We start from the raw sequence: 19,641 nt of genomic DNA on the forward strand, positions 1-19,641 counted from the left end.
TTAGGATAAGCGTATTCATAAATGCGCTTTCAGTCAAGTCATTCAACGTGTTTGACTATTTTCGATATATTGTTTCAGCTTTAAAAATTGATCATTTTGAGGATCTTGTTTTAACGCTTTCGCTAATAGATCCTCTGCTTTCGCTGTCTCTCCTTTTTCTACGTATAAAAGCGATAAATGATACAGTTTATTTGGATCATCTGGATCTTTTTCAAGCGACTTTTGTAAAAATTGAATAGCCTTATCAAGTCGGCCCTGCTGCGCTTCCGATAGTGCATAGATATGAAGTGCCTCAGCTGATGCATCTTTATCGTGCACATATTCCTCTAGTCGTTCACTTGCTTCGCTGTACTTTTTCTCATCAAATAAACTTGCTGCCTCACTTGCTGCCGCTGCTTCCTTTTGATTGTCAGAATGAAACCCTGTATACAATCCAAAACCGCCAATAAAGAGCAGAGCAGTACTCGCAAGAAGCATTTTGACAGGCTGGATCTGTTTAGGCAGACGGACAGCTAATGCGGTGAAAAAACCGCCAACCAGGCCGCCAAGATGCCCTGCGTTATCAATACCTGATACAGTGAAGCCTATTCCTAGGTTAATGAGGATAATGACAATAATATTTGTCCCCATCGTCCGAAAGAAAAGCTTTCGATTTGAGATGGCTAAATATAACAGTGCGCCTAAGCAGCCAAAGATCGCGCCAGATGCGCCGGCTGCAATTGCCGTATTAAACACAAAGCTCGCTATGGAGCCAAAAATGCCGGAAATGAAATAGATGAGCAAAAATCTTCCCGATCCATAAATTCTCTCAACAGCCGCTCCAACGGACCAAAGAGCAAAAGTATTAAAGAGTAAGTGCGTCAAGCCAATATGTAAAAACATTGGTGTCATCAGGCGCCACCATTCACCCTCTAAGATCAGCACATTATTTTTAGCACCAAATGCTGTTAAAGTTGCGGTATTGGTACTTCCGCCTGACAGCTCAAGTAAAAGAAACATCACCACTTGGACAGCGATCAGCAAGTAGGTAAAAATGGGTCTGCCATTTTGAAACACGGCCCGTTCTCGTTCTCGCTGCTTTTCCTGATCATCAAATGCCTGAAGCACGTTCCTTTTCAGCTGCATGGCATCCTCAGCTGTGTCTTTCTTCGCTTCTTCTACATTTACTGCAAGCGATGTATTCAGCCATTTTTGCAGTTCGTTTACATCGTTTTGAAGCGTGTCTGCATTGAGTAATACAGGAGTAACTGTCACCTTATTCTCTTTTTGCGGCTGACCGTTTAGGTCTTCCCAATCATCTACTGGAACATCAGTTGTAAATTGCAGCTGTAGGAGATGAAGAGATCGTTTACGCATAGCTTCTCTCAGCTGATTGATCCGATATGTTTGCTCCTCGATATCTCGAACGATCTCCTGCTTGAAATTCACATCTTTTCTATATAGACGGATGAGATCATAACCTGAGTTTCGTGGTGCTTCAAAGAATATTTCATCTTCTGGGTACGGACTTTGAATCATCTCGTATCCTTTTTGTCTTAGTTCATCAACAACTCGCCAAAATAAACTATCTATGACATTCATACATTCGCGCTCCATTTTTTACATTATTATAGCAAGAATCGTTCTTATCCGCATTTCTAAACAAAAAAATCCCGGCTTTTGCGGGATTAGAATGCTTGGCGAATAAATTTCGTCCGAAAATATGGGATTTTCATCAGCCATTTAATCAAAAAGTGCCGGACTTGATTTTGGCCTAAAACCAAATTCATGAGCCGATAACGATTTTGCACGAGAACGAATGCAAATAGTGTGAACACAATGCTCCAAATCATTTTATTCATCCATATTCCCTCCTATGTTCGTATCGTGGCTTAAATAGTATTTGTTTATGCATGAACCATCGTTTTTATCGCTTAAAAGGTTCCTTTCATAAGCAGGCCTTCACAATCTAATCCCTTGCTCTTTTGATTGAATATAATAGACCTCTCCGCACTCTGATTGATCATAAGAAACGTCAAATTGATGAAGGTCGATTAGTCCCCATGAAAGTATGAGGCAGCTTACAATTCTGCTCTAACTCCTCCACCTTGTGCGGAAAGTAACTGTCGTATGGATTTGGTGTATAAACATATACAGCGTCTAAACAGGGTCATGTTCGTGAATACAAATCCAAGTTTGGTATGGGCTTTTCAAAGCCTTCTAGCTGTTTTAGCAGCCTATAATATAAAGCGATATGAGCTTTGATATGCTCTCTTCTTATTTTTAAGCTATTTCCCCCGACTCCAAAAAAATCAAGGTGCGTATGCCAAAAATAAAACCATGAATCACGAACAAGTTTTAAGTCACAAGTATTTACTTCCTCCCACATATGACGGAAGTATCTTTTCTTTCCGCGAAATTTTTTCAAAACATATCCCCCGTCAGCTAAAATGCCTTTTAATGAAGAATGTTGATTGCTATCTTTCTTGTGACTTTTGATCACAAACAAGACCTTCGCTCAACACAAAAAGCCCGTTCTTACGTATAAGCAGCGGACTTTTATTTTGGATATATGGTACCTTTCTCACTGACCATGATTGAGACCGGGATGTCGTGCGTTTCAGCCGGAATATGCTCAGTTTGCTGTACTGTCAAGCAAAGGGCAAGCGTTTCGCCGTGATAGTCAGCTAAGTAGCGGTCATAATAGCCGCCCCCATATCCGATACGGTAGCCTTGTCGATCGAAGCACACACCAGGCACAATGATCAAATCGATTGATTCTTTAGATGCAGCAGCCGACGCCAGAGGGTCTGGCTCTATTAGCCCAAAGTAGCGGGATATCATTTTCGTTTCCGGTGTATATTCATAAAACGTCATCTCTTTTGTTTCCGGAAAACAGGTGGGTACACATACTGTTTTCCCCTCCTGCCATGCTTTTTCAATTAGAGGCATTGTTGGTACCTCTTTTCCTCTAGACATGGTGAGTGCAATCGTATCCGCTTGTTTCCATGCTGACAGTTGAAACAAGTGCTCATGAAGTAAAGCGGTGCTTCGCTTGAATTCCTCGGCACTCATCTGGTCCAGCTTGGCTAATGTTTGAAGACGAAGCTCTTTTTTCACACAGATCATCTCCCATCATAAAAAAACAGCAGGAAAATTCCCTGCTGCTTACTTTGTTTCACGATGTAAAGTTTGTTTTTTATCACGTGAGCAATACTTTTTGAATTCAACGCGATCTGGATTGTTTCGCTTATTCTTTTTAGTAATATAGTTACGCTCACCGCATTCAGTGCAAGCTAGAGTAATATTTACGCGCATGTTTTTCCCTCCAAACTAAAATCAATTCACATTCAGACCTAACTATAATACCACTTCTAGCTTAGGAATGCTAGAATGTTTTTTCATCAATTTGAATTTCAGTCAATCCCGTCCGCGTTCTGATCCATATCACACGGTCATTTCATGAAAAATGGCCTGCTCCCCTATAAAACCTCAATCTTTGTCGTACTGTATACATGAGGAACCCTCTTTTATTTTGACAGCGAGCAAGATTTTCATACTCGTTTTTCATATAAAAAGAAAAAAGATGAAAAAAAGGTGATTTTTTCAGCAATTCCTTTTGAAACTAGCTTTTTTATGGTATAAAAAAGAAGGGTCGAAAACTGTCTGAAACAATCATGAAAGCCTTTTATGGCTTTCAGCATTAAAATATGAATAAAAGGTGATGAAACATGGAAATTGCAATTATCGGATTGCTTGTTGTCAGTATCGTACTGATCGCATTCTCATATTTTCAAAGAGAGCCGATTAAAGAAGTCGAGCAGGAACTTGAAACACTTCAACTATCTGCAATGCAAGAAATCTATAAACTGAAAAAGAAAATGAAGGTTCTTGAAGAAGAATTGCTTGAAACAAACATTGTCGTCCGCAAACATTCAGAAATTGATCCATCTATCGCAAGACAAATCATTTCAAAGCATCAAAATGGCATGTCTCCTGAGGCCATTGCGCGCGCTGAGCATGTATCTGTAGATGAGGTCAATATGATCATTAAAGACAACGAGAAGGTGCTTGTATGACGAAAAAAAGCATCCAAACGTTTGCGGCAGGTATGATTCTTGCAACTGGTGTTCTGGCGATCGTTTTTTTCCTCACTGGAAAAGATGAAGCGGCGGCTGATACAACCACAAAAGAAACGCTCGCAGCGAAAGTAACAGACACTGATGTGAAAAACTATTTAGACTCTAAAAAAGAAGTCTCCGTCAGCCGTGAAACATATCAGCAGCTTCTTAATTATAAAGAAAAAGCACTGAAGGCAAATGAAGACGGCGATTCTAAAAATGATAAAGAAACATCAGACAAGCCTAAAGGCAAATCGGTCAAATTTGTTATTAAAAACGGGATGAGCACAAGTGATGTTTCAGACATGCTTGAAAAGGACGGAATCATCAATTCGTCTAAAGATTTTAATGATTACGTGATTGACGCTGGCTACCATAAAGAAATTCGTGCAGGCAAGTTCAATTTAAAAACAGGGATGACGTTTAAACAAATCGTCAAAGCCTTAACAAAATAACAACAAAAACCCCCTGGCGGCGCTGACCTCCAGGGGGTTTTTGTTATCCAAATCGACCAGATATATAATCATTTGTTCTTTGATCATTTGGCTCAGAGAACATCACATTCGTATCATTGACCTCAACAAGCTCTCCCATTAAAAAGAAGGCTGTTCTATCTGATACCCTCGCCGCTTGCTGCATGTTATGCGTCACAATGGCAATCGTGTATTTCTCTTTTAATTTCATAATCAATTCTTCAATCTTTAATGTTGAGACAGGATCAAGCGCTGATGTTGGTTCATCCATTAGTAAAATATCTGGGCTTGTGGCAATAGCTCTTGCGATACAAAGACGCTGCTGCTGACCGCCGGAAAGACCTAATGCAGGCGCACTTAAACGATCTTTCACTTCATCCCAAAGGGCAACATCACGAAGCGCTTTTTCAGCGATTTCTTTCAATTGCTGCTTGCTCTTCACGCCATGAATTCTTGGTCCGTAGACGACATTATCAAAGATTGACTGAGGGAATGGGTTCCCTTTTTGAAAGACCATCCCGACGTTTTTACGCAGTTCCACTAGATCAACGCGGCCTTTTAAAATATTGTCGCCGTTATACATCATATCTCCAGTGATTTTCACACCTGGCACTGTTTTGACCATAAGATTTAAGGTCTTGATAAACGTTGACTTCCCGCAGCCGGACGGACCGATAATTGCTGTGACTTCATGCTCTCTAATGTCTAAATCAATATGCTTCAGTGCGTGATGCTGTCCGTACCAAAGGTTCATATCATTCACACGAAACACTTCTTTTTTGGCTGTTTCAGTAGCTATTGCATTCATCAAAATCCACCCGCCTTATCCAAATCGACCATTGATATAGTCTTCTGTTTTTTGCTGCGCAGGACGTGTAAAGATACGTTCAGTGGCATCATATTCTACTAGATCACCGTTCAGGAAAAAGGCTGTATGATCAGATACACGCAACGCTTGCTGCATGTTGTGTGTCACAATGACGATCGAATAATCATTTTTCAACTCTGATAATAACTCTTCAATTTTTGCATTTGAAATCGGGTCTAGGGCAGATGCGGGTTCATCTAATAAAAGAACGCTGGGCTTCATCGCAAGTGTACGCGCAATACAAAGGCGCTGCTGCTGACCACCGGATAATGACAAAGCCGAGCGGTGCAGACGATCTTTGACCTCATCCCAAAGCGCTGCTTTTGTTAAGCTTTCCTCTACCGCATCATCAAGCACTGATTTTCTTTTTTCCCCCGCATACTTTAACGCATGGGTAATGTTATTGTAGATCGATTTAGGAAATGGGTTTGGTTTTTGGAAAACCATGCCGATTTCTCTTCGTAAATTCACCACATTAATGCGGTCATCCAAAATATTGAGCCCTTCGTACATGATCGCCCCTTCACTTCTCGCACCTGGGATCAAGTCGTTCATGCGGTTAATGCTGCGTAAAAAGGTTGATTTCCCGCAGCCAGATGGGCCGATTAATGCGGTAATTGCGTTCTTCTCAATTTCAAATGAAATGTGATTGACTGCTCTTTTTTCACCATAATAAATGCTTAAATCCTGCACCTGTAAAATCTGTTCCGCTTGAAGTGGAGCCTTTTTTGCTGCAATCTCTTTTTTTTCTGCTAGCATTTGAACCATATCCCCTTCACACCTCTCTCACATTATTTTGACGTAAGCTTTTTATGAATAAATGAACCAAGCCATCTAGCTGCTAAGTTGAATACTAAAACTGAAAGCACAAGTACGGCTGATGCACCATTTGCAATGGCCTCTGCATCTGGAATGATTCCTTGTGTATTGACGTTCCATATATGAACGGCTAATGTTTCTGCCGGTCTAAAAACATTCAGCGGTGACGTATCAGAAAATGGACTCCAGTTTGTAAAATCAAGACGCGGTGTGGTGAGGCCTGCTGTGAAAAGAAGCGCTGCTGCCTCCCCGAAGACTCTTCCTGATGCTAAAATCGCACCGGTAATAATAGAAGGAATCGCACCAGGAATCAGGACCGTCTTCACTGTATGCCATTTCGTCACACCAAGCGCTAGTGATGCTTCCTTTTGATCCTTTGGTACAGAGCGAAGCGCGTCTTCTGTCACCCTCACCATCACTGGCAGGTTAAACACCGTGAGCGCAAGAGCTCCTCCGATGATCGTATAGCCCCAGCCTGTTAAATTGACAAACATGAGTAAACCAAACATACCAATGACAATAGAAGGAAGTGAAGACAACACTTCAATACATGTGCGAATAAAATCAGTGACTTTGTTTTGAGGCGCATATTCAGCCATGTACACTCCGCCGCCGACACCAAGTGGTACTGTGATCAGCATTGTAATAAACAAAATGTAAAACGAGTTAAACAGCTGATCCCTAATACCGCCGCCAGAGCCAATTGCACTTGAGCGGGTTGTCAAAAAATCAAAGTTTAATTCTTTTGCCCCGTTGAAAATGATATAAGAAAACAAACCAACTAGGATCGCCGTAATAATGGCAGCACATAATCCAAAAACAAACGTGGCAAAACGATCGGTCATTTTGCTATTCATTAAATCTTCCTCCTAGACGACAAGTATCTGATAATGAGTATGAACATAAACGATACAACTAGAAGGACAAGCCCCATTGACCAAAGTGTATTGTTTTCAACACTTCCATACGTTGTGTGACCCATGTTTAACGTAATAATGGTTGTTAATGTACCAGCTGTATCCATAATGCTCTCTGGTAAATTACGCGTGTTTCCAATGACCATCTGAACGGCAAGGGCTTCTCCAAATGCTCTTGCCATTCCAAGAACGACTGCAGTCATTAATGTTGGAAGAGCTGCCGGTACAAGCACACGTCTAATCGTTTGCCATCTTGTAGCGCCAAGTGCATACGATCCCTCACGTAAGCTTTTTGGAAGGGAAGCCATAGCATCAGTTGCAATGGATGTAACGGTTGGCAGAATCATAATAGACAGGACAATCGTTCCTGCTAACACGCTATGCCCTGAGCCGCTTGACTTGAAATGTCCGATAAACGGCACCAATACTGTAAGACCTATGAATCCGTAAACAACGGATGGAATCCCTACAAGCAATTCAATGACTGGCTGGAGAATTTTCCGGCCCCATGCAGGTGCAATTTCTGTCATAAAGATCGCTCCTGCGATGCCTAGCGGCGCTGCAATAAGTGCCGATAGAAGCGTGACGGCGATCGATCCAAAGATAAAAGGAAATGCGCCGTACTCCGGGTTTTCTGCTGTTGGGTTCCAATTGATACTGGTTAAGAACTCAATTGGGCTTACACCATTTACGATGAAAGATTGTAAACCCTTAATGCCAAGGAAGATGGTGATGGCGATGGATACTGCAATCATTAAGAATGCGCAGAATTTCACCAAAATACTTCCTCTTACTTCATCCATTTGCCTATTTTTCTTCGAGCTGATCAGCCGATCGCTCGCTTCTGTATGTTCTATCTGCTTCATCTTTTTCTACACTCCTATGAATGTCATAAAAGGAAAAGTGAAATGCTCCACTTTTCCTTCATCAGCAATTCAAGACCTCTTACTTATCTGATTGTTTGCCTGTTGCGTCTCTTTCTACTTTCATATTAGAGACTGAGATGTAGCCTTGGTCTTTGACGATTTCTTTTTGTACTTCGTCACTCATAAGGTAATCTAAGAATTGTTTTGCTAGACCTTCCGGCTCACCTTTTGTATAAGAGTGCTCGTATGCCCAAATTGTATATTTACCGCTTTCTACATTGCTTTCTTCTGGTTTCACACCATCAATGCTGAGCGGTGTAATTTTGTCATCTGTTAAATAAGAGAATGCTAGGTATCCAATCGCACCTGGTGTTTCTGCAATCAGCTTTTTCACTGTGTTTGAAGAATCTTCTGTGATTCCTTCTGCAGGTGTTGCACCGTCAAGTGCATATTTCACAAATGTTGCACGAGTTCCTGAAGAATCAGGTCTGTTGACAAGCGTGATTTTTTGGTCTTTCCCGCCAAGCTCTTTCCAGTTTTTGATTTTACCAGTGAAGATTTTTTTCAATTCGTCCTTTGTGATGTCTTTGACACCCACTTCAGGGTTTACAGCTGCGGCCATTCCAACAACTGCTACTTTGTGGTCTTTTAAAGCTTTTGCGTCGATTCCGTCTTTCTCTTCAGCGAATACATCTGAGTTACCAATTTGTACAGATCCTTCTGAAACTTGAGAAAGTCCTGTTCCTGAACCGCCGGCTTGTACTTGAATATCGGCTTTTGGATGTTTATCCATGAATTTTTCTGCTGCCGCAAGAACTAAAGGCTGCATCGCAGATGATCCTGAGATGGTAATGGAACCTGATGCCTCATCTTTGTTTGAAGCATTTCCTTTACTGTCTTTTGAATCTCCGCTTGAGCTGCTGTTTCCGCATGCTGTGACGAATGCTAACAATGCGATAGTAAGGAAAGTAAGCAGCCATAATTTGTTCTTTTTCATTTCAAGAATACCCCCTGAATAATTTGTCCTACGAGTAATACATTAAAGGTTCTTTATTAATTTCGTTTAAATGGAATGTTAAGGTTTTGTAAATGTCGAAGTTTTGTAGAGAAATTGCGGCGTTTTTTATGAATTTTGTCAATTTATATCGAAATTTTTGAAGAAAACGTAAAAAAACGCCCACAAAAAGTGAGCGTTTTTACCTATGAAAGGTCTAGTTATTTGTTTCTGCTTCATTTTCAATTTTGTTTTTGTTTTTCGCCTGTGTATCATTGCTTTCCTGTTTTGATTTCAGTTCAAAGTACTTATCTAATACTTGTTCACCAATATCATTTGTAATTGGATAGCGCTGGTTGTAGTCTTGATACACCCATGGCACGACAACGGAAATGGCTACTTCTGGATTATCAGCAGGCGCATACGCAACAAGAGTTGTGTTATACGTCGGTGTACCGCGCTTGCTTTTAATTGGACCGTCATAGAATGATTGAGCGGTTCCTGTTTTGCCAGCTGGATTATACTTTTTGTTGCCAAAGTTTGAATAGGCTGTCCCTCTTGGGTTCTGCATCACAAGCTTGAAGCCTTGCTGGACACGCTTGATTTCATCACTTGTCATGTCTAGCTTATTCAATACATCAGGTTTGACGGATTCCGTTACAGCTCCAATGCCTCGCTGCGGATCTGGCTCTCTCACTTCTTTGACAAGCTGCGGACGTAAACGATACCCGCCGTTTGCAATGGTTGAAACGTATTGCGCCATTTGCAGCGGTGTAAACGTATCATACTGTCCAATCGCATAGTCAAGTAAGAGCCCCGATTGTGTAGACGTTCCTCTGTAGCCCGTTGCTTCGTTTGGCAGGTCAATACCTGTTTTGACGCCAAGGCCAAATTTACTAAAATTGTAGCGGAACGTATCAAATGCTTTCGGATCAATTGGGAGCGGCTGATTCTTACGATATTCGCTTTTCCCAATGGCGATCGCTGTTTTGAACATATACACGTTTGATGAACGCTCTAGTGCTGTTAAATCATTAATGAGTCCCATATTTTGATAGGATTTCTTTGGCGGTGACTGGGCGATATAGAGAGGTTCATCGTATTGGGTACTTCCAATATGAATAGCGCCTGTTTTATATCCAGTCAGTACAGTGGCCCCTTTTACGGCTGATCCCATCGCATATGAGGATGTCATCGTTCCTAATGAGTAGTCATCGAATTTGTATTTTCCGTTTTTGTTAGAAATCTGCTTACCCGCAACAGAGAGAACCTCTCCATTTCTTGGGTCCATCATGACAACAAATGCGCGATCAAGAAGCTCAGTTCCCCCTCTTTGTTTCGCACTTCTCAAGTTCTTTTCAATAATTTTTTCAACTGCTTTTTGCAGCTGAATATCAATTGTAAGCACAAGGTCTTTCCCGCTCTTACCTTCTGTTAACACTTTAGAGCTTGTGACATTGCCCTGTTTATCAGTTGTACTCTGTTCTTTTTCCTTTTGGCCCTGCAGGACATCTTCATATTGATATTCGAGATAGCTTTTTCCTACACGGTCATTTCGGCTGTAGCCAAGTGATAGATAATGCTCAAGAAGTGACTGCGGAAGACCTTCATCACTCGAAGACACACTGCCGAGCATACTGCGGAGCAGTCCTTTATACGGATAGCTGCGTGACCAGTCTGTCGTCACATCAACACCTGGCAGCTCGTCCAAATGCTCAGAGACGTAAGCAATTTCGCTTGGCTTTACATCTTCATTTTTAATAAATTGAGGCGTCAGTGCATAGCCTCCATCCATCTGCCTTTTAATGGCAAGCACTTGTAAATCTTTTTTCGTCAGTTGATTTAATTCCTTGTCTGTGATGCGTTTTAGCTGAAGCTCATATAGTTTATCATCAGAGACCTTATCGTCACCCTTTAATTCTGATTCTTTTTGAACAAGCTTTTTCGCTTCATTCGGATGCGTTAAGATCCAGAAATCTTTTTTGTCACGATCTGTGATTTTTTTGGTACTCACATGGATCATATCCGCTAATTTTGATGCCACTTTGAGCCGCTCTTCTTGTGAAGTCGTCGAGGTTCTCGTATATGTAATGGCATTCAGCGCTTTATTGCTGACAATCGTATTGTAGTTTCGATCATAAATTTTTCCGCGCGGAGCAGATGAGCTGACATTCACATCCTCTTGTTTTTCTGCCTGCTTTTTATAATCTTCTCCATTGACAATTTGCACAAACCCGAGTCTAACAACAACGCCGGTAAAAATAATAAAGGCAGCTAAAAATAATAAATTCAGCCGGATCGGAAGTGTTTTGCGCCCTTCCTTCGCGTCTTTTTTGTTTTTCTTGTTTCTCATCACATCACCTTTTCTATCAAGAAAGAAATGGCACCCCTTTTTATGTATAAAAGGTGCCATCATCATTTTAGCGGTTTTTCTATCATTTATCTAGAAATTTGATGTTCCATAGGTAAGAAATTTTACCTTTCTCCCTTAATAAGGTTCGTTTGAGAAACTGGCTTTTGACCGTCAGCCTCTTTCATATCAGCTGTTTTTTCTTTCAAATGAATATCTTTTACAAAGTAATAAATGAGGGTGTGCCCCGCTCCGAGCACAACAAGTGATGCAGGGATTCCGAGCTCATCACCTAGTAAGGTGACAGACAGCAGGAACAAAACAATCGAACAAATACGGCCGGCATTTAAAAATAGCTCTCTGACCACAATATATTCAATTCGGGCCTTTCTGGCGTACCTTGCATGGCCGATGACATCATATGTTAAGGATACATAAGGAACAAGCAGGAGCGGATATCCTATTGCAATGGCTACCGCATACATCAGAAGTGATACATAGGACAAGTGGAAAACGATTAAAAACAAGGCTCCGTATAAAATCAGCCCGCCAAGCATGATGGCCTTCTTCCGCCACTTTTTCTTAATCAAACGTGTAGCGAAGAAATAAGTAAAAAAGGCAACACCTGAATTCACTAAACCAAACGTCCCGAGAGCAAGCTCACTGTTTGTTGCAATAAACACGAAGACACTGATTAAGAAGACAAAGACCCCTTCACGAAGCCCTTGAAAAAAGTGAGCTGTTGTAATCCTACGCCAATTCTCATCTGCATGACGTTCTTTCCAAATTTGTTTGATCATAAATTTGCCTTTTGACTGCCTTCTTTTGAGGAAAAAGCTCATCACAACCGCTAGTGAAAACAAAAAGAGCGATAATGTGAAAATGACGGTGTAGCCTGTATCATCCGTTAACTGAGAAATGACAATTCCCGCAATGAGCGGACCGATCATGCCGGCAGTTGAGGAAAGCACCCCAAGAAATCCATTGAAGAAATCTCTTGTTTCAGGCTCAGTGATCTCAAAGGTGAGTACGTTAAAAGCAAGCCAGTAAAAACCATAGCCGATCCCAAGGACACTTCCCAATAAAACTAGCCGTGCGGCCGCTTGTTCTCCTGCCATTAAGACAATTAAATAAAAAGCGGCTAAAAAGATGACACCGAAACGAAGGACAAACGCCCGGTCTATTTTTTTTGCGAGCCGGCCAGCGAATAAAAATGTAATGGGCTGAAGCACCACAATGGCCAAATTATAAATCGCAAGATCTGTGAATTTCCCGGACTGTTTCCATAAGTACACATTTACAAACGTATTCGAAAGCGCAATGGCAAGTGCGTATAACCCGCCAATCGTGAGGAGGAGCAATAAATCTTTTGTAACATCCATGTCCCCGAACATTTTCTTTAATCTGCTCATACCATTCATTCTCCTTTTCTACACAATAGTCTGTCTCATCAAAAGGCAGATATGTAAAAAAAGGAGGGAAAATATAAAAAGGCCTGCTTCTCTAAAGAGCAGGTCTTTTCAAATCAAATGATTTATTTAGCTTCGCTGTAAAGGCGAGCTACTTCATCCCAGTTCACAACATTCCAGAATGCTGAAATGTAATCAGGACGACGGTTTTGGTAGTTTAGGTAGTAAGCATGCTCCCAAACGTCTAGTCCTAGAATTGGCGTTTTTCCTTCAGTTAAAGGAGAATCTTGGTTTGGCGTGCTTGTGATTTCAAGTTTTCCGTTGTTCACAACAAGCCATGCCCAACCAGAACCAAAGCGTCCTGCAGCTGCTGCAGCGAAATCAGATTTGAATTTTTCAAATCCGCCTAATTCTTTTTCGATTGCATCTGCAAGTTCACCAGTTGGTGCGCCGCCACCGTTTGGTGAAAGAAGCGTCCAGAATAATGAGTGGTTCGCATGTCCTCCGCCATTGTTACGTACAGCTGTACGAATGTTTTCAGGCACTGAGTTTAAGTTAGCCACTAGCTCTTCAATTGATTGATCTTCAAGAGCTGATACACCTTCGATTGCTTTGTTTAAGTTTGTTACATATGTGTTGTGGTGTTTTGTGTGGTGAATCGTCATTGTTTCCTTGTCGATATGTGGTTCTAATGCATCGTAAGCATATGGTAATTCTGGAAGTTTAAAAGCCATGGTTAAATTCCTCCTTAAAATGTATGTACTGAAATGCTTCCTTTGTAAGTCAGCAATTCACCCTACTCAAAGAGTATCAAAAGAAACAGCTTGTTTCAACGTTATTGCTCATGTTCTGAAACATTTCAGTGTTTATTTTGTATTTAGCCCTTTTGAAAAAGTTTTAAACACCCTTTTTCAACTTAACGAAGGACATAAAATAAAAAGATGCCAAGCATCAGCGCTTGAATCAATCCTTTTGCAAAAACACCTGATACAAATCCAATTAATGAGCCTAATCCGACTTTCACACTCGTCTTCAGATCTTTTTGATGAACAAGGAGCTCTGCAATAACACTCCCAAGAAATGGACCAATAATAATTCCTGCAATGGGTATCACAAAAGGACCAGCTAATAACCCAATGGTGCTTCCCCAAATAGCTGCCTTGCTGCCGCCAAAGCGCTTTACCCCAATCAGGTTTGAGACATAATCTGCCGCAAATAAGACGGCAGTAAACATGGCTTGAATAAGCCAGAACGTCAGTGTAAGCGGCTCGAAGCTAAAGAAGAAACCATATAGAATAAATCCGAGAACCATAAAGACTACACTCGGGATAATTGGATAAACCAGTCCAACAAACGCAATGATAAATGCACAGCCAATCAGTATCCAATACAAAATGTCCAAGACCCTGCCGCCTCCTTTTATATGCTGTATACATTATGCCTCATTCCTTCTATCTTAACCAGTGATGAAGGCCATACTTGTACTTGATGGATAGACATTGATACAATATGAGAAATAGAAAAGAATGTAGGAAGTGAATGGGTATTGAACGTATTTAATCTATTGTTAAAAGGAATTTATTCACCAAAAGATATTGCTAAAGCACGGTTTACAGGGATCGGTAAAGCGATTTTATTCATTTTTATCCTCTCAATTATCGCAGCAGTTCCTCAGGGGTTTCATATGAGCCAAGAGATCTCGAATGCGATGTCAGGATTTCAGCATGTGATCAAAAAAGATTTACCCGACTTTTCAATCGAAAAAGGAAAGCTTCAAGCGGATCAAAGTGAACCAATAGAAAAAGAAGAAAACGGCATCACGATCATCTTTGATCCTGCTGAAAAAATAAAAGCAAGTGAGCTAGAATCAAAGCAAACGGCCATCGCTTTATTAAAGGAAAAAGCAGTGATTGCCATTGATGGGCAAATGACAGATATCCCCTACCAGCTTCTTGGCGGAACGCTGACAAAAGATGAACTCGCCCGCGTCACAAATCAGAACCAAGCGATTATCATCCCTGTGATCTGTGTACTGCTATATCTATCAACTGCGGCTCTCATGTTTATCAGCGCAACATTCCTTGCGATGCTTGGTACATTTATTAAACGAATGCAGCAAAAAGAGCTGTCCTTCCAAATGCTTTGGAAGCTCTCCGCTTATTCACTCACATTAACAACGGTCTTTTTCGCCATTATGAGTGCATTAAACACGCCTGTTGCAAACTCATTTTTATTAAATTGGGTCATTAACTTTATCTTTTTATATCTTGTTATTAAAGAAATTCCTGCAAAAAAAGGCAAATGATCCATCCAACAAGGATTTGTCTACACAATGAAAGCTCCCCCGGCTCGGAGGAGCTTTTTATGTATGTTCATGCTAGGACTCATCTGGATGGATGATCGCAAACAAATAGTGATCCTCCCACACTCCATTAATCTTTACTTTTTTACGATTTAGTCCCTCATTTTCAAAACCTGTCTTTTCAAGTACACGAATGGAACCTTTATTACTTGGCTTTACTCCAGCCTCAATACGATGGAGATTCAACTCAAAAAAGGCATAGTCAATGATTAAGCGAATGGCTTCTGTCATATATCCATTTCCGCCCTGCCTTTGATCGAGTACATACCCGAGCCAAGCTCCTTCTATCGGACCTCTTACGACAGAACTTAATGAGATCGTCCCAATTAAGGCATCGGTTTCATTTAAGAAAATACCGTGCATGTAAGATTCATCTTGTGCACTTCTTTGCCTACTCCGCTGAATTCGCTCAATTTGGCGAGGTAACGTGAAGAAATCATCTTTGACCAAAGGTGTAAATTCCTGAAAATATGAGCGGTTCTCAAGCTCTAATGTTAACAGTGATTCTGCATCATTTTCTGTTAGTGTTCTCACATATATATGCTGACTAACCTTCTTCATAAAATCCCCCCATTATTATTTTATCATACTGGCCATATGAGGTTGCTCTCCTATTTACTACACCAACGACCCAAGAAGTTTTTATTACAAGACATACTAGGACTAACTAGAACCATCCTTTCCAGCTTTTCTCCTCTTTTTGGTTCTATCATTTCAGGACATGCATAGACTGAAGTAAACTCTTAAAAGCGGTGAGTAAAATGCGGCGAATTCTTTTTTTACTAATCAGTTTGTTTGTCCTCTTTATTATCTTTTTTGATTTAAAAAATGGAACCATTCCTGTTGAGGAAAACCCAGCCGTTCCAGCAAGTGCCCTTCAAACAGCTGAGAAAAAGACATATAAGAACGTCACTGTAAAACAAGGTGAAACGGTCCTCTCCATCGTACATACAAGCAAGCCGCTTGATGACGTCATTAAAGATTTCGAGGAGCTGAATCAAGGTGTTAAAGCGAACGAAATCAGGGCAGGCAGCACATATAAGTTTCCTGTCTATAAGAGATAAAACGTTAATTCCTTGTCATTCATACAAAGAGACTGTTACAATATGAACTGTAAAACACGACGTACACGGCAAAGGATTGCTTGTACACTAAGGAGCGATTGACAAGTGAGTGAAGTCACACATCGTACTAAAACGCGTCCCGTCAAAGTGGGACCTTTAACTATAGGTGGAAATAATGAGGTTGTCATTCAAAGTATGGCAACAACCAAAACACATGATGTCGAAGCGACAGTCGCTGAAATTAAACGTTTAGAAGAGGCAGGCTGTCAAATCGTGCGTGTCGCATGTCCAGATGAGCGTGCAGCAAATGCAATTGCGGACATTAAAAAGCAAATTAACATCCCGCTTGTTGTGGATATTCATTTTGACTATAAGCTTGCCCTGAAAGCGATTGAAGCAGGCGCAGACAAAATCCGAATCAATCCAGGAAACATCGGAAGAAGAGAAAAAGTCGAAGCGGTTGTCAAAGCAGCAAAAGAAAAAGGCATTCCAATCCGTATTGGCGTAAACGCTGGTTCATTAGAGAAAAAAATTCTTGATAAATACGGCTACCCAACAGCAGATGGTATGGTCGAAAGTGCACTGCATCACATTAAAATTTTAGAAGACCTAGACTTTCATGACATCATCGTCAGTATGAAAGCATCTGATGTAAACCTTGCAATTGAAGCATACGAAAAAGCGGCTAAAGCCTTTGATTATCCTCTTCACCTTGGGATTACAGAATCAGGTACGTTATTTGCAGGTACAGTCAAAAGTGCAGCTGGACTTGGCGCTATTTTGAATATGGGAATTGGGAACACACTCCGTATCTCATTAAGCGCTGACCCAGTTGAGGAAGTAAAAGTAGCACGTGAATTGTTGAAATCATTTGGTCTTGCATCAAATGCAGCAACACTGATCTCCTGCCCAACTTGTGGACGAATTGAAATTGACCTCATCAGCATTGCAAATGAAGTCGAAGAATATATTTCTAAAATCAAAGCACCGATTAAAGTAGCTGTTCTCGGCTGTGCTGTTAACGGTCCAGGTGAAGCACGTGAAGCGGATATCGGTATCGCAGGCGCAAGAGGCGAAGGCTTATTGTTCCGTAAAGGTGAAATTGTTCGTAAGGTACCGGAAGAAACAATGGTCGAAGAACTGAAAAAAGAAATCGATAAAATCGCTGAAGAACATTATGCGAAAATGGAAGCTGAAAAAGAAAAACAAGCGAATGCCTAACAAAAAACGCCTGACGTCATAGTCAGGCGTTTTTCTGTTCTTATTAAAAGAACGGGGTGATAAATATGCCTAGGATGACGGAAACAATTCCGATCCCAATTGACCACGCGCCAAGCGCATGTGCTCCTTTTCTTCTTGCAATATAACCAACGACGATTGCCGCTACCCCTAATAGCACCGGCAAGACAAATAATGAGATAATCGCAATCGCGAGTGCTGTATAGCCTATCCCTTTACTGCCTGAATCGTCACCTGCTTGGTCACGTCCTCGTCTATCTTCTCGATCTCTTGAAGCTTGATATGGCTCTGCAATTTCAGCAGCTGTTTCCTCTAAATAGCCATCATCATTACTAAAATGTGTATCGATTTCACGATCATTTCTTCTGAAATCCTCGTCTCTTTCCATGATCAATTCCCCCTTTTGGTTAATAGAAAGGAGCTTTTTTAGTATGAGCAAATATGTCTGTTTCATGATTGCTAAAACTTGCTGGAATTGTGAATTGATTATGTTACACTTTAAGAGTATAAAAATGAGGAGTGTGGGCATGTTACGTTTAGGAATTGATATTGATGGTACAGTGACGGCACAGGACACCTTTGTCCCCTACTTAAATGAGTCGTTCCAATGTGCCATGACACTAGAAGATATGACAGAGTATGATTTGACGAAGCTTTTAAAGATTTCTCAAGAAGAATTTTGGGGCTGGATGGATCAGCACGAGCCTCTTATTTATAAACAGGCAGAGCCTGCTGAGGGTGCAAAAGAGATCCTCGAACAAATGAAGCAGCAGCACAGATTGATTTATATTACCGCAAGAAGGCAGCAGCATTCGGATATCACCTACAAGTGGTTTCAAGAACATGACGTACACTATGATGCTATTGAGCTGGTTGGCGGTCATCATAAGCTGGAAGCCGTTCAAAAGCACAAAATTGATGTATTTTTTGAAGACCATCATGGCAATGCCACAATGATTGCAAAAGAGGCTGACATCCCGGTTATCCTTTTTAACTCCCCTTATAACCAGATGCCGATCGACGACAGAATTATACGCGTAAACAACTGGCAGGAAGCATCTAAGTGGATCAAACAATACGAGCAGCGTCTGCAAACTGCTTATTAATGTAACTGAGCGAGCACCGAAGCGGATCAAACTCGAGGATTTGTCTACACGCCGAAGCCGATACATTTAATGTATCGGCTTTTTTAATGGAGCAAGCTGCCCTTCTTTCATGAGGAAATGGTAAAGTGCCCCCTTCATGCCTGCCTGATTTAAGTAGCAGCAAGTTTCCAGCTTCACCTGAATGTTCTTCCACGCATGCAGTGTATGTAAGTGTTTTTCAATGTTTTGTAATAAATCTGGTCTCGCACTTACGCCTCCTCCAATGAGAATTTTCTCCGGGTTAAGAACAGTCGCTACATTGTAAACGCCAATGGCTATTCGCTTGTACCATTGATCCAACAGCTTCTCAATGGCCGGATCATGCTTCGCCTTTTCAAAAATTTCTTGACCGTCTATTTGAGTACTTTGCGGTATTCCTTGCTTTTCTTTATAGCTCCGAATTAATCCAGCCGTTGAAGCGCTGCTGTTAAGAGTTGTAAACTGGCCATTTTCCGTCTCTGTCAGCATCATGCCAAATTCACCACCGCGGAAGGATGCACCGCGGACAAGCTGACCATTAGCAAAAATACCCCCGCCGACACCCGTGCCAATTGTCATACAAATAAAGCTGTCACAATCTTTCGCATGACCGCTGTATTTTTCTGCGAGAGCTGCACAGTTCGCATCATTTTCCACTTCTACACGAAGAGACGTTTTCTCTTCTAAAAGTGCTTTTACATTTTGACCATTTAAGGCGATGATGGCGCCTGCAAATTCTGTATAACCTGATTCACTGTCCACAAAGCCTGGTAGACTGATGGCGATACCGCTGACATTCGTCATCCTTTGATATTCCTTGACCACATCTGCCATAGCTTCTAAAAACGGTTCAAGCTGCCGGCAGTTCGTCTGATAGTCACCGCTAGAGACCAGCTTTCCCTCCTGATCCATTAATCCATGTTTCGTTCTCGTCCCGCCTACATCAAACACGACATAATAGGCCACTTTTACCCCTCCCTTTACTTCAAAATGTAGTACCTTGATCTCATTTTAATGAAACAGCCTCCCTTTGTAAAACGTTTTCAAAAGAGAAAA

At 41.2% G+C, this 19,641-nt stretch carries 23 protein-coding genes; 6 read left to right on the plus strand and 17 right to left on the minus strand.

Annotated features, from left to right (window positions below; translation table 11 throughout):
- Positions 1 to 42: 42 nt before the first annotated feature.
- From MHB41_RS11390 to rpmG, 5 genes are all read right to left on the minus strand, one after another.
- A complete protein-coding gene (locus tag MHB41_RS11390) occupies positions 43 to 1,581 on the minus strand; it encodes a rhomboid family intramembrane serine protease (protein WP_327827632.1) in 1,539 nt (512 codons plus the stop codon).
- 86 nt (positions 1,582 to 1,667) lie between these two features.
- Positions 1,668 to 1,841 (minus strand): hypothetical protein, encoded by a 174-nt coding sequence (locus tag MHB41_RS11395; RefSeq protein WP_162176177.1) that lies wholly within the window; start codon positions 1,839 to 1,841, stop codon positions 1,668 to 1,670.
- Between the two features lie 308 nt (positions 1,842 to 2,149).
- Complete coding sequence (locus MHB41_RS11400) at positions 2,150 to 2,482, minus strand: hypothetical protein (RefSeq protein WP_231294004.1); 333 nt, start codon at positions 2,480 to 2,482, stop codon at positions 2,150 to 2,152.
- 56 nt (positions 2,483 to 2,538) lie between these two features.
- Positions 2,539 to 3,099 carry a 5-formyltetrahydrofolate cyclo-ligase gene (locus MHB41_RS11405; protein ID WP_034280180.1) on the minus strand — a complete coding sequence of 187 codons (561 nt, stop codon included), beginning with the start codon at positions 3,097 to 3,099 and terminating at the stop codon, positions 2,539 to 2,541.
- Positions 3,100 to 3,147: 48 nt separating this feature from the next.
- Entirely contained in the window at positions 3,148 to 3,297 is a 150-nt protein-coding gene (rpmG, locus tag MHB41_RS11410) for a 50S ribosomal protein L33 (RefSeq protein WP_008360061.1), read from the minus strand.
- 413 nt (positions 3,298 to 3,710) lie between these two features.
- Here rpmG and MHB41_RS11415 point away from each other — a divergent pair, with 413 nt between their 5' ends.
- Together MHB41_RS11415 and MHB41_RS11420 are read left to right on the plus strand one after the other, a co-directional pair.
- Positions 3,711 to 4,058, plus strand: coding sequence for a hypothetical protein (locus MHB41_RS11415; protein WP_024422989.1), 348 nt, complete (start codon positions 3,711 to 3,713; stop codon positions 4,056 to 4,058).
- Positions 4,055 to 4,555 (plus strand): endolytic transglycosylase MltG, encoded by a 501-nt coding sequence (locus MHB41_RS11420; RefSeq protein WP_268413857.1) that lies wholly within the window; start codon positions 4,055 to 4,057, stop codon positions 4,553 to 4,555. Before MHB41_RS11415 ends, MHB41_RS11420 begins: the two co-directional genes overlap by 4 nt.
- A gap of 43 nt (positions 4,556 to 4,598) precedes the next feature.
- Here the strand turns inward: MHB41_RS11420 and pstB (MHB41_RS11425) are convergent, their stop codons facing one another.
- From pstB (MHB41_RS11425) to MHB41_RS11465, 9 genes are all read right to left on the minus strand, one after another.
- A complete protein-coding gene (gene pstB / locus MHB41_RS11425) occupies positions 4,599 to 5,381 on the minus strand; it encodes a phosphate ABC transporter ATP-binding protein PstB (protein ID WP_034280173.1) in 783 nt (260 codons plus the stop codon).
- A gap of 15 nt (positions 5,382 to 5,396) precedes the next feature.
- A complete protein-coding gene (gene pstB, locus MHB41_RS11430; protein ID WP_170825867.1) occupies positions 5,397 to 6,200 on the minus strand; it encodes a phosphate ABC transporter ATP-binding protein PstB in 804 nt (267 codons plus the stop codon).
- 32 nt (positions 6,201 to 6,232) lie between these two features.
- Complete coding sequence (pstA, locus tag MHB41_RS11435; protein WP_046311778.1) at positions 6,233 to 7,117, minus strand: phosphate ABC transporter permease PstA; 885 nt, start codon at positions 7,115 to 7,117, stop codon at positions 6,233 to 6,235.
- A complete protein-coding gene (gene pstC / locus MHB41_RS11440; protein WP_024422994.1) occupies positions 7,117 to 8,043 on the minus strand; it encodes a phosphate ABC transporter permease subunit PstC in 927 nt (308 codons plus the stop codon). Before pstC ends, pstA begins: the two co-directional genes overlap by 1 nt.
- Positions 8,044 to 8,122: 79 nt before the next feature.
- On the minus strand, positions 8,123 to 9,040 hold the full coding sequence (locus MHB41_RS11445) for a phosphate ABC transporter substrate-binding protein (protein WP_075623509.1): 918 nt from the start codon (positions 9,038 to 9,040) through the stop codon (positions 8,123 to 8,125).
- Positions 9,041 to 9,254: 214 nt separating this feature from the next.
- Entirely contained in the window at positions 9,255 to 11,390 is a 2,136-nt protein-coding gene (locus tag MHB41_RS11450) for a penicillin-binding protein 2 (RefSeq protein WP_081124582.1), read from the minus strand.
- 122 nt (positions 11,391 to 11,512) lie between these two features.
- Positions 11,513 to 12,799, minus strand: coding sequence for an MFS transporter (locus MHB41_RS11455; RefSeq protein WP_034280166.1), 1,287 nt, complete (start codon positions 12,797 to 12,799; stop codon positions 11,513 to 11,515).
- Between the two features lie 122 nt (positions 12,800 to 12,921).
- Positions 12,922 to 13,530 (minus strand): superoxide dismutase SodA, encoded by a 609-nt coding sequence (gene sodA / locus MHB41_RS11460; RefSeq protein WP_007501264.1) that lies wholly within the window; start codon positions 13,528 to 13,530, stop codon positions 12,922 to 12,924.
- A 182-nt stretch (positions 13,531 to 13,712) separates the two neighbouring features.
- On the minus strand, positions 13,713 to 14,198 hold the full coding sequence (locus MHB41_RS11465) for a DUF456 domain-containing protein (RefSeq protein ID WP_024427974.1): 486 nt from the start codon (positions 14,196 to 14,198) through the stop codon (positions 13,713 to 13,715).
- A gap of 144 nt (positions 14,199 to 14,342) precedes the next feature.
- Here MHB41_RS11465 and MHB41_RS11470 point away from each other — a divergent pair, with 144 nt between their 5' ends.
- Positions 14,343 to 15,101: a DUF1189 domain-containing protein gene (locus MHB41_RS11470; protein WP_176966986.1), complete on the plus strand. Its 759-nt coding sequence runs from the start codon at positions 14,343 to 14,345 to the stop codon at positions 15,099 to 15,101.
- A 72-nt stretch (positions 15,102 to 15,173) separates the two neighbouring features.
- Here MHB41_RS11470 and MHB41_RS11475 read toward each other — a convergent pair whose 3' ends face one another.
- Positions 15,174 to 15,719, minus strand: coding sequence for a GNAT family protein (locus MHB41_RS11475; protein WP_034280160.1), 546 nt, complete (start codon positions 15,717 to 15,719; stop codon positions 15,174 to 15,176).
- A 200-nt stretch (positions 15,720 to 15,919) separates the two neighbouring features.
- Between MHB41_RS11475 and MHB41_RS11480 the strand changes: the two genes are divergently transcribed.
- Together MHB41_RS11480 and ispG are read left to right on the plus strand one after the other, a co-directional pair.
- Positions 15,920 to 16,222: a hypothetical protein gene (locus MHB41_RS11480; protein ID WP_039180007.1), complete on the plus strand. Its 303-nt coding sequence runs from the start codon at positions 15,920 to 15,922 to the stop codon at positions 16,220 to 16,222.
- Between the two features lie 105 nt (positions 16,223 to 16,327).
- Positions 16,328 to 17,443: a flavodoxin-dependent (E)-4-hydroxy-3-methylbut-2-enyl-diphosphate synthase gene (ispG, locus tag MHB41_RS11485; RefSeq protein ID WP_024423001.1), complete on the plus strand. Its 1,116-nt coding sequence runs from the start codon at positions 16,328 to 16,330 to the stop codon at positions 17,441 to 17,443.
- A 43-nt stretch (positions 17,444 to 17,486) separates the two neighbouring features.
- Here the strand turns inward: ispG and MHB41_RS11490 are convergent, their stop codons facing one another.
- A complete protein-coding gene (locus MHB41_RS11490) occupies positions 17,487 to 17,849 on the minus strand; it encodes a DUF308 domain-containing protein (protein ID WP_024423002.1) in 363 nt (120 codons plus the stop codon).
- A 139-nt stretch (positions 17,850 to 17,988) separates the two neighbouring features.
- Between MHB41_RS11490 and MHB41_RS11495 the strand changes: the two genes are divergently transcribed.
- Positions 17,989 to 18,567 carry a nucleotidase gene (locus MHB41_RS11495; protein WP_041117995.1) on the plus strand — a complete coding sequence of 193 codons (579 nt, stop codon included), beginning with the start codon at positions 17,989 to 17,991 and terminating at the stop codon, positions 18,565 to 18,567.
- A gap of 66 nt (positions 18,568 to 18,633) precedes the next feature.
- On the opposite strand, the gene MHB41_RS11500 is transcribed toward MHB41_RS11495, so the two are convergent.
- Positions 18,634 to 19,551 (minus strand): ROK family protein, encoded by a 918-nt coding sequence (locus MHB41_RS11500; protein WP_254001368.1) that lies wholly within the window; start codon positions 19,549 to 19,551, stop codon positions 18,634 to 18,636.
- Positions 19,552 to 19,641: the final 90 nt, after the last annotated feature.

It is taken from the genome of Bacillus sp. FSL H7-0578 (assembly GCF_038630855.1).
GTDB classification, from domain to species: Bacteria; Bacillota; Bacilli; order Bacillales; family Bacillaceae; genus Bacillus; species Bacillus safensis.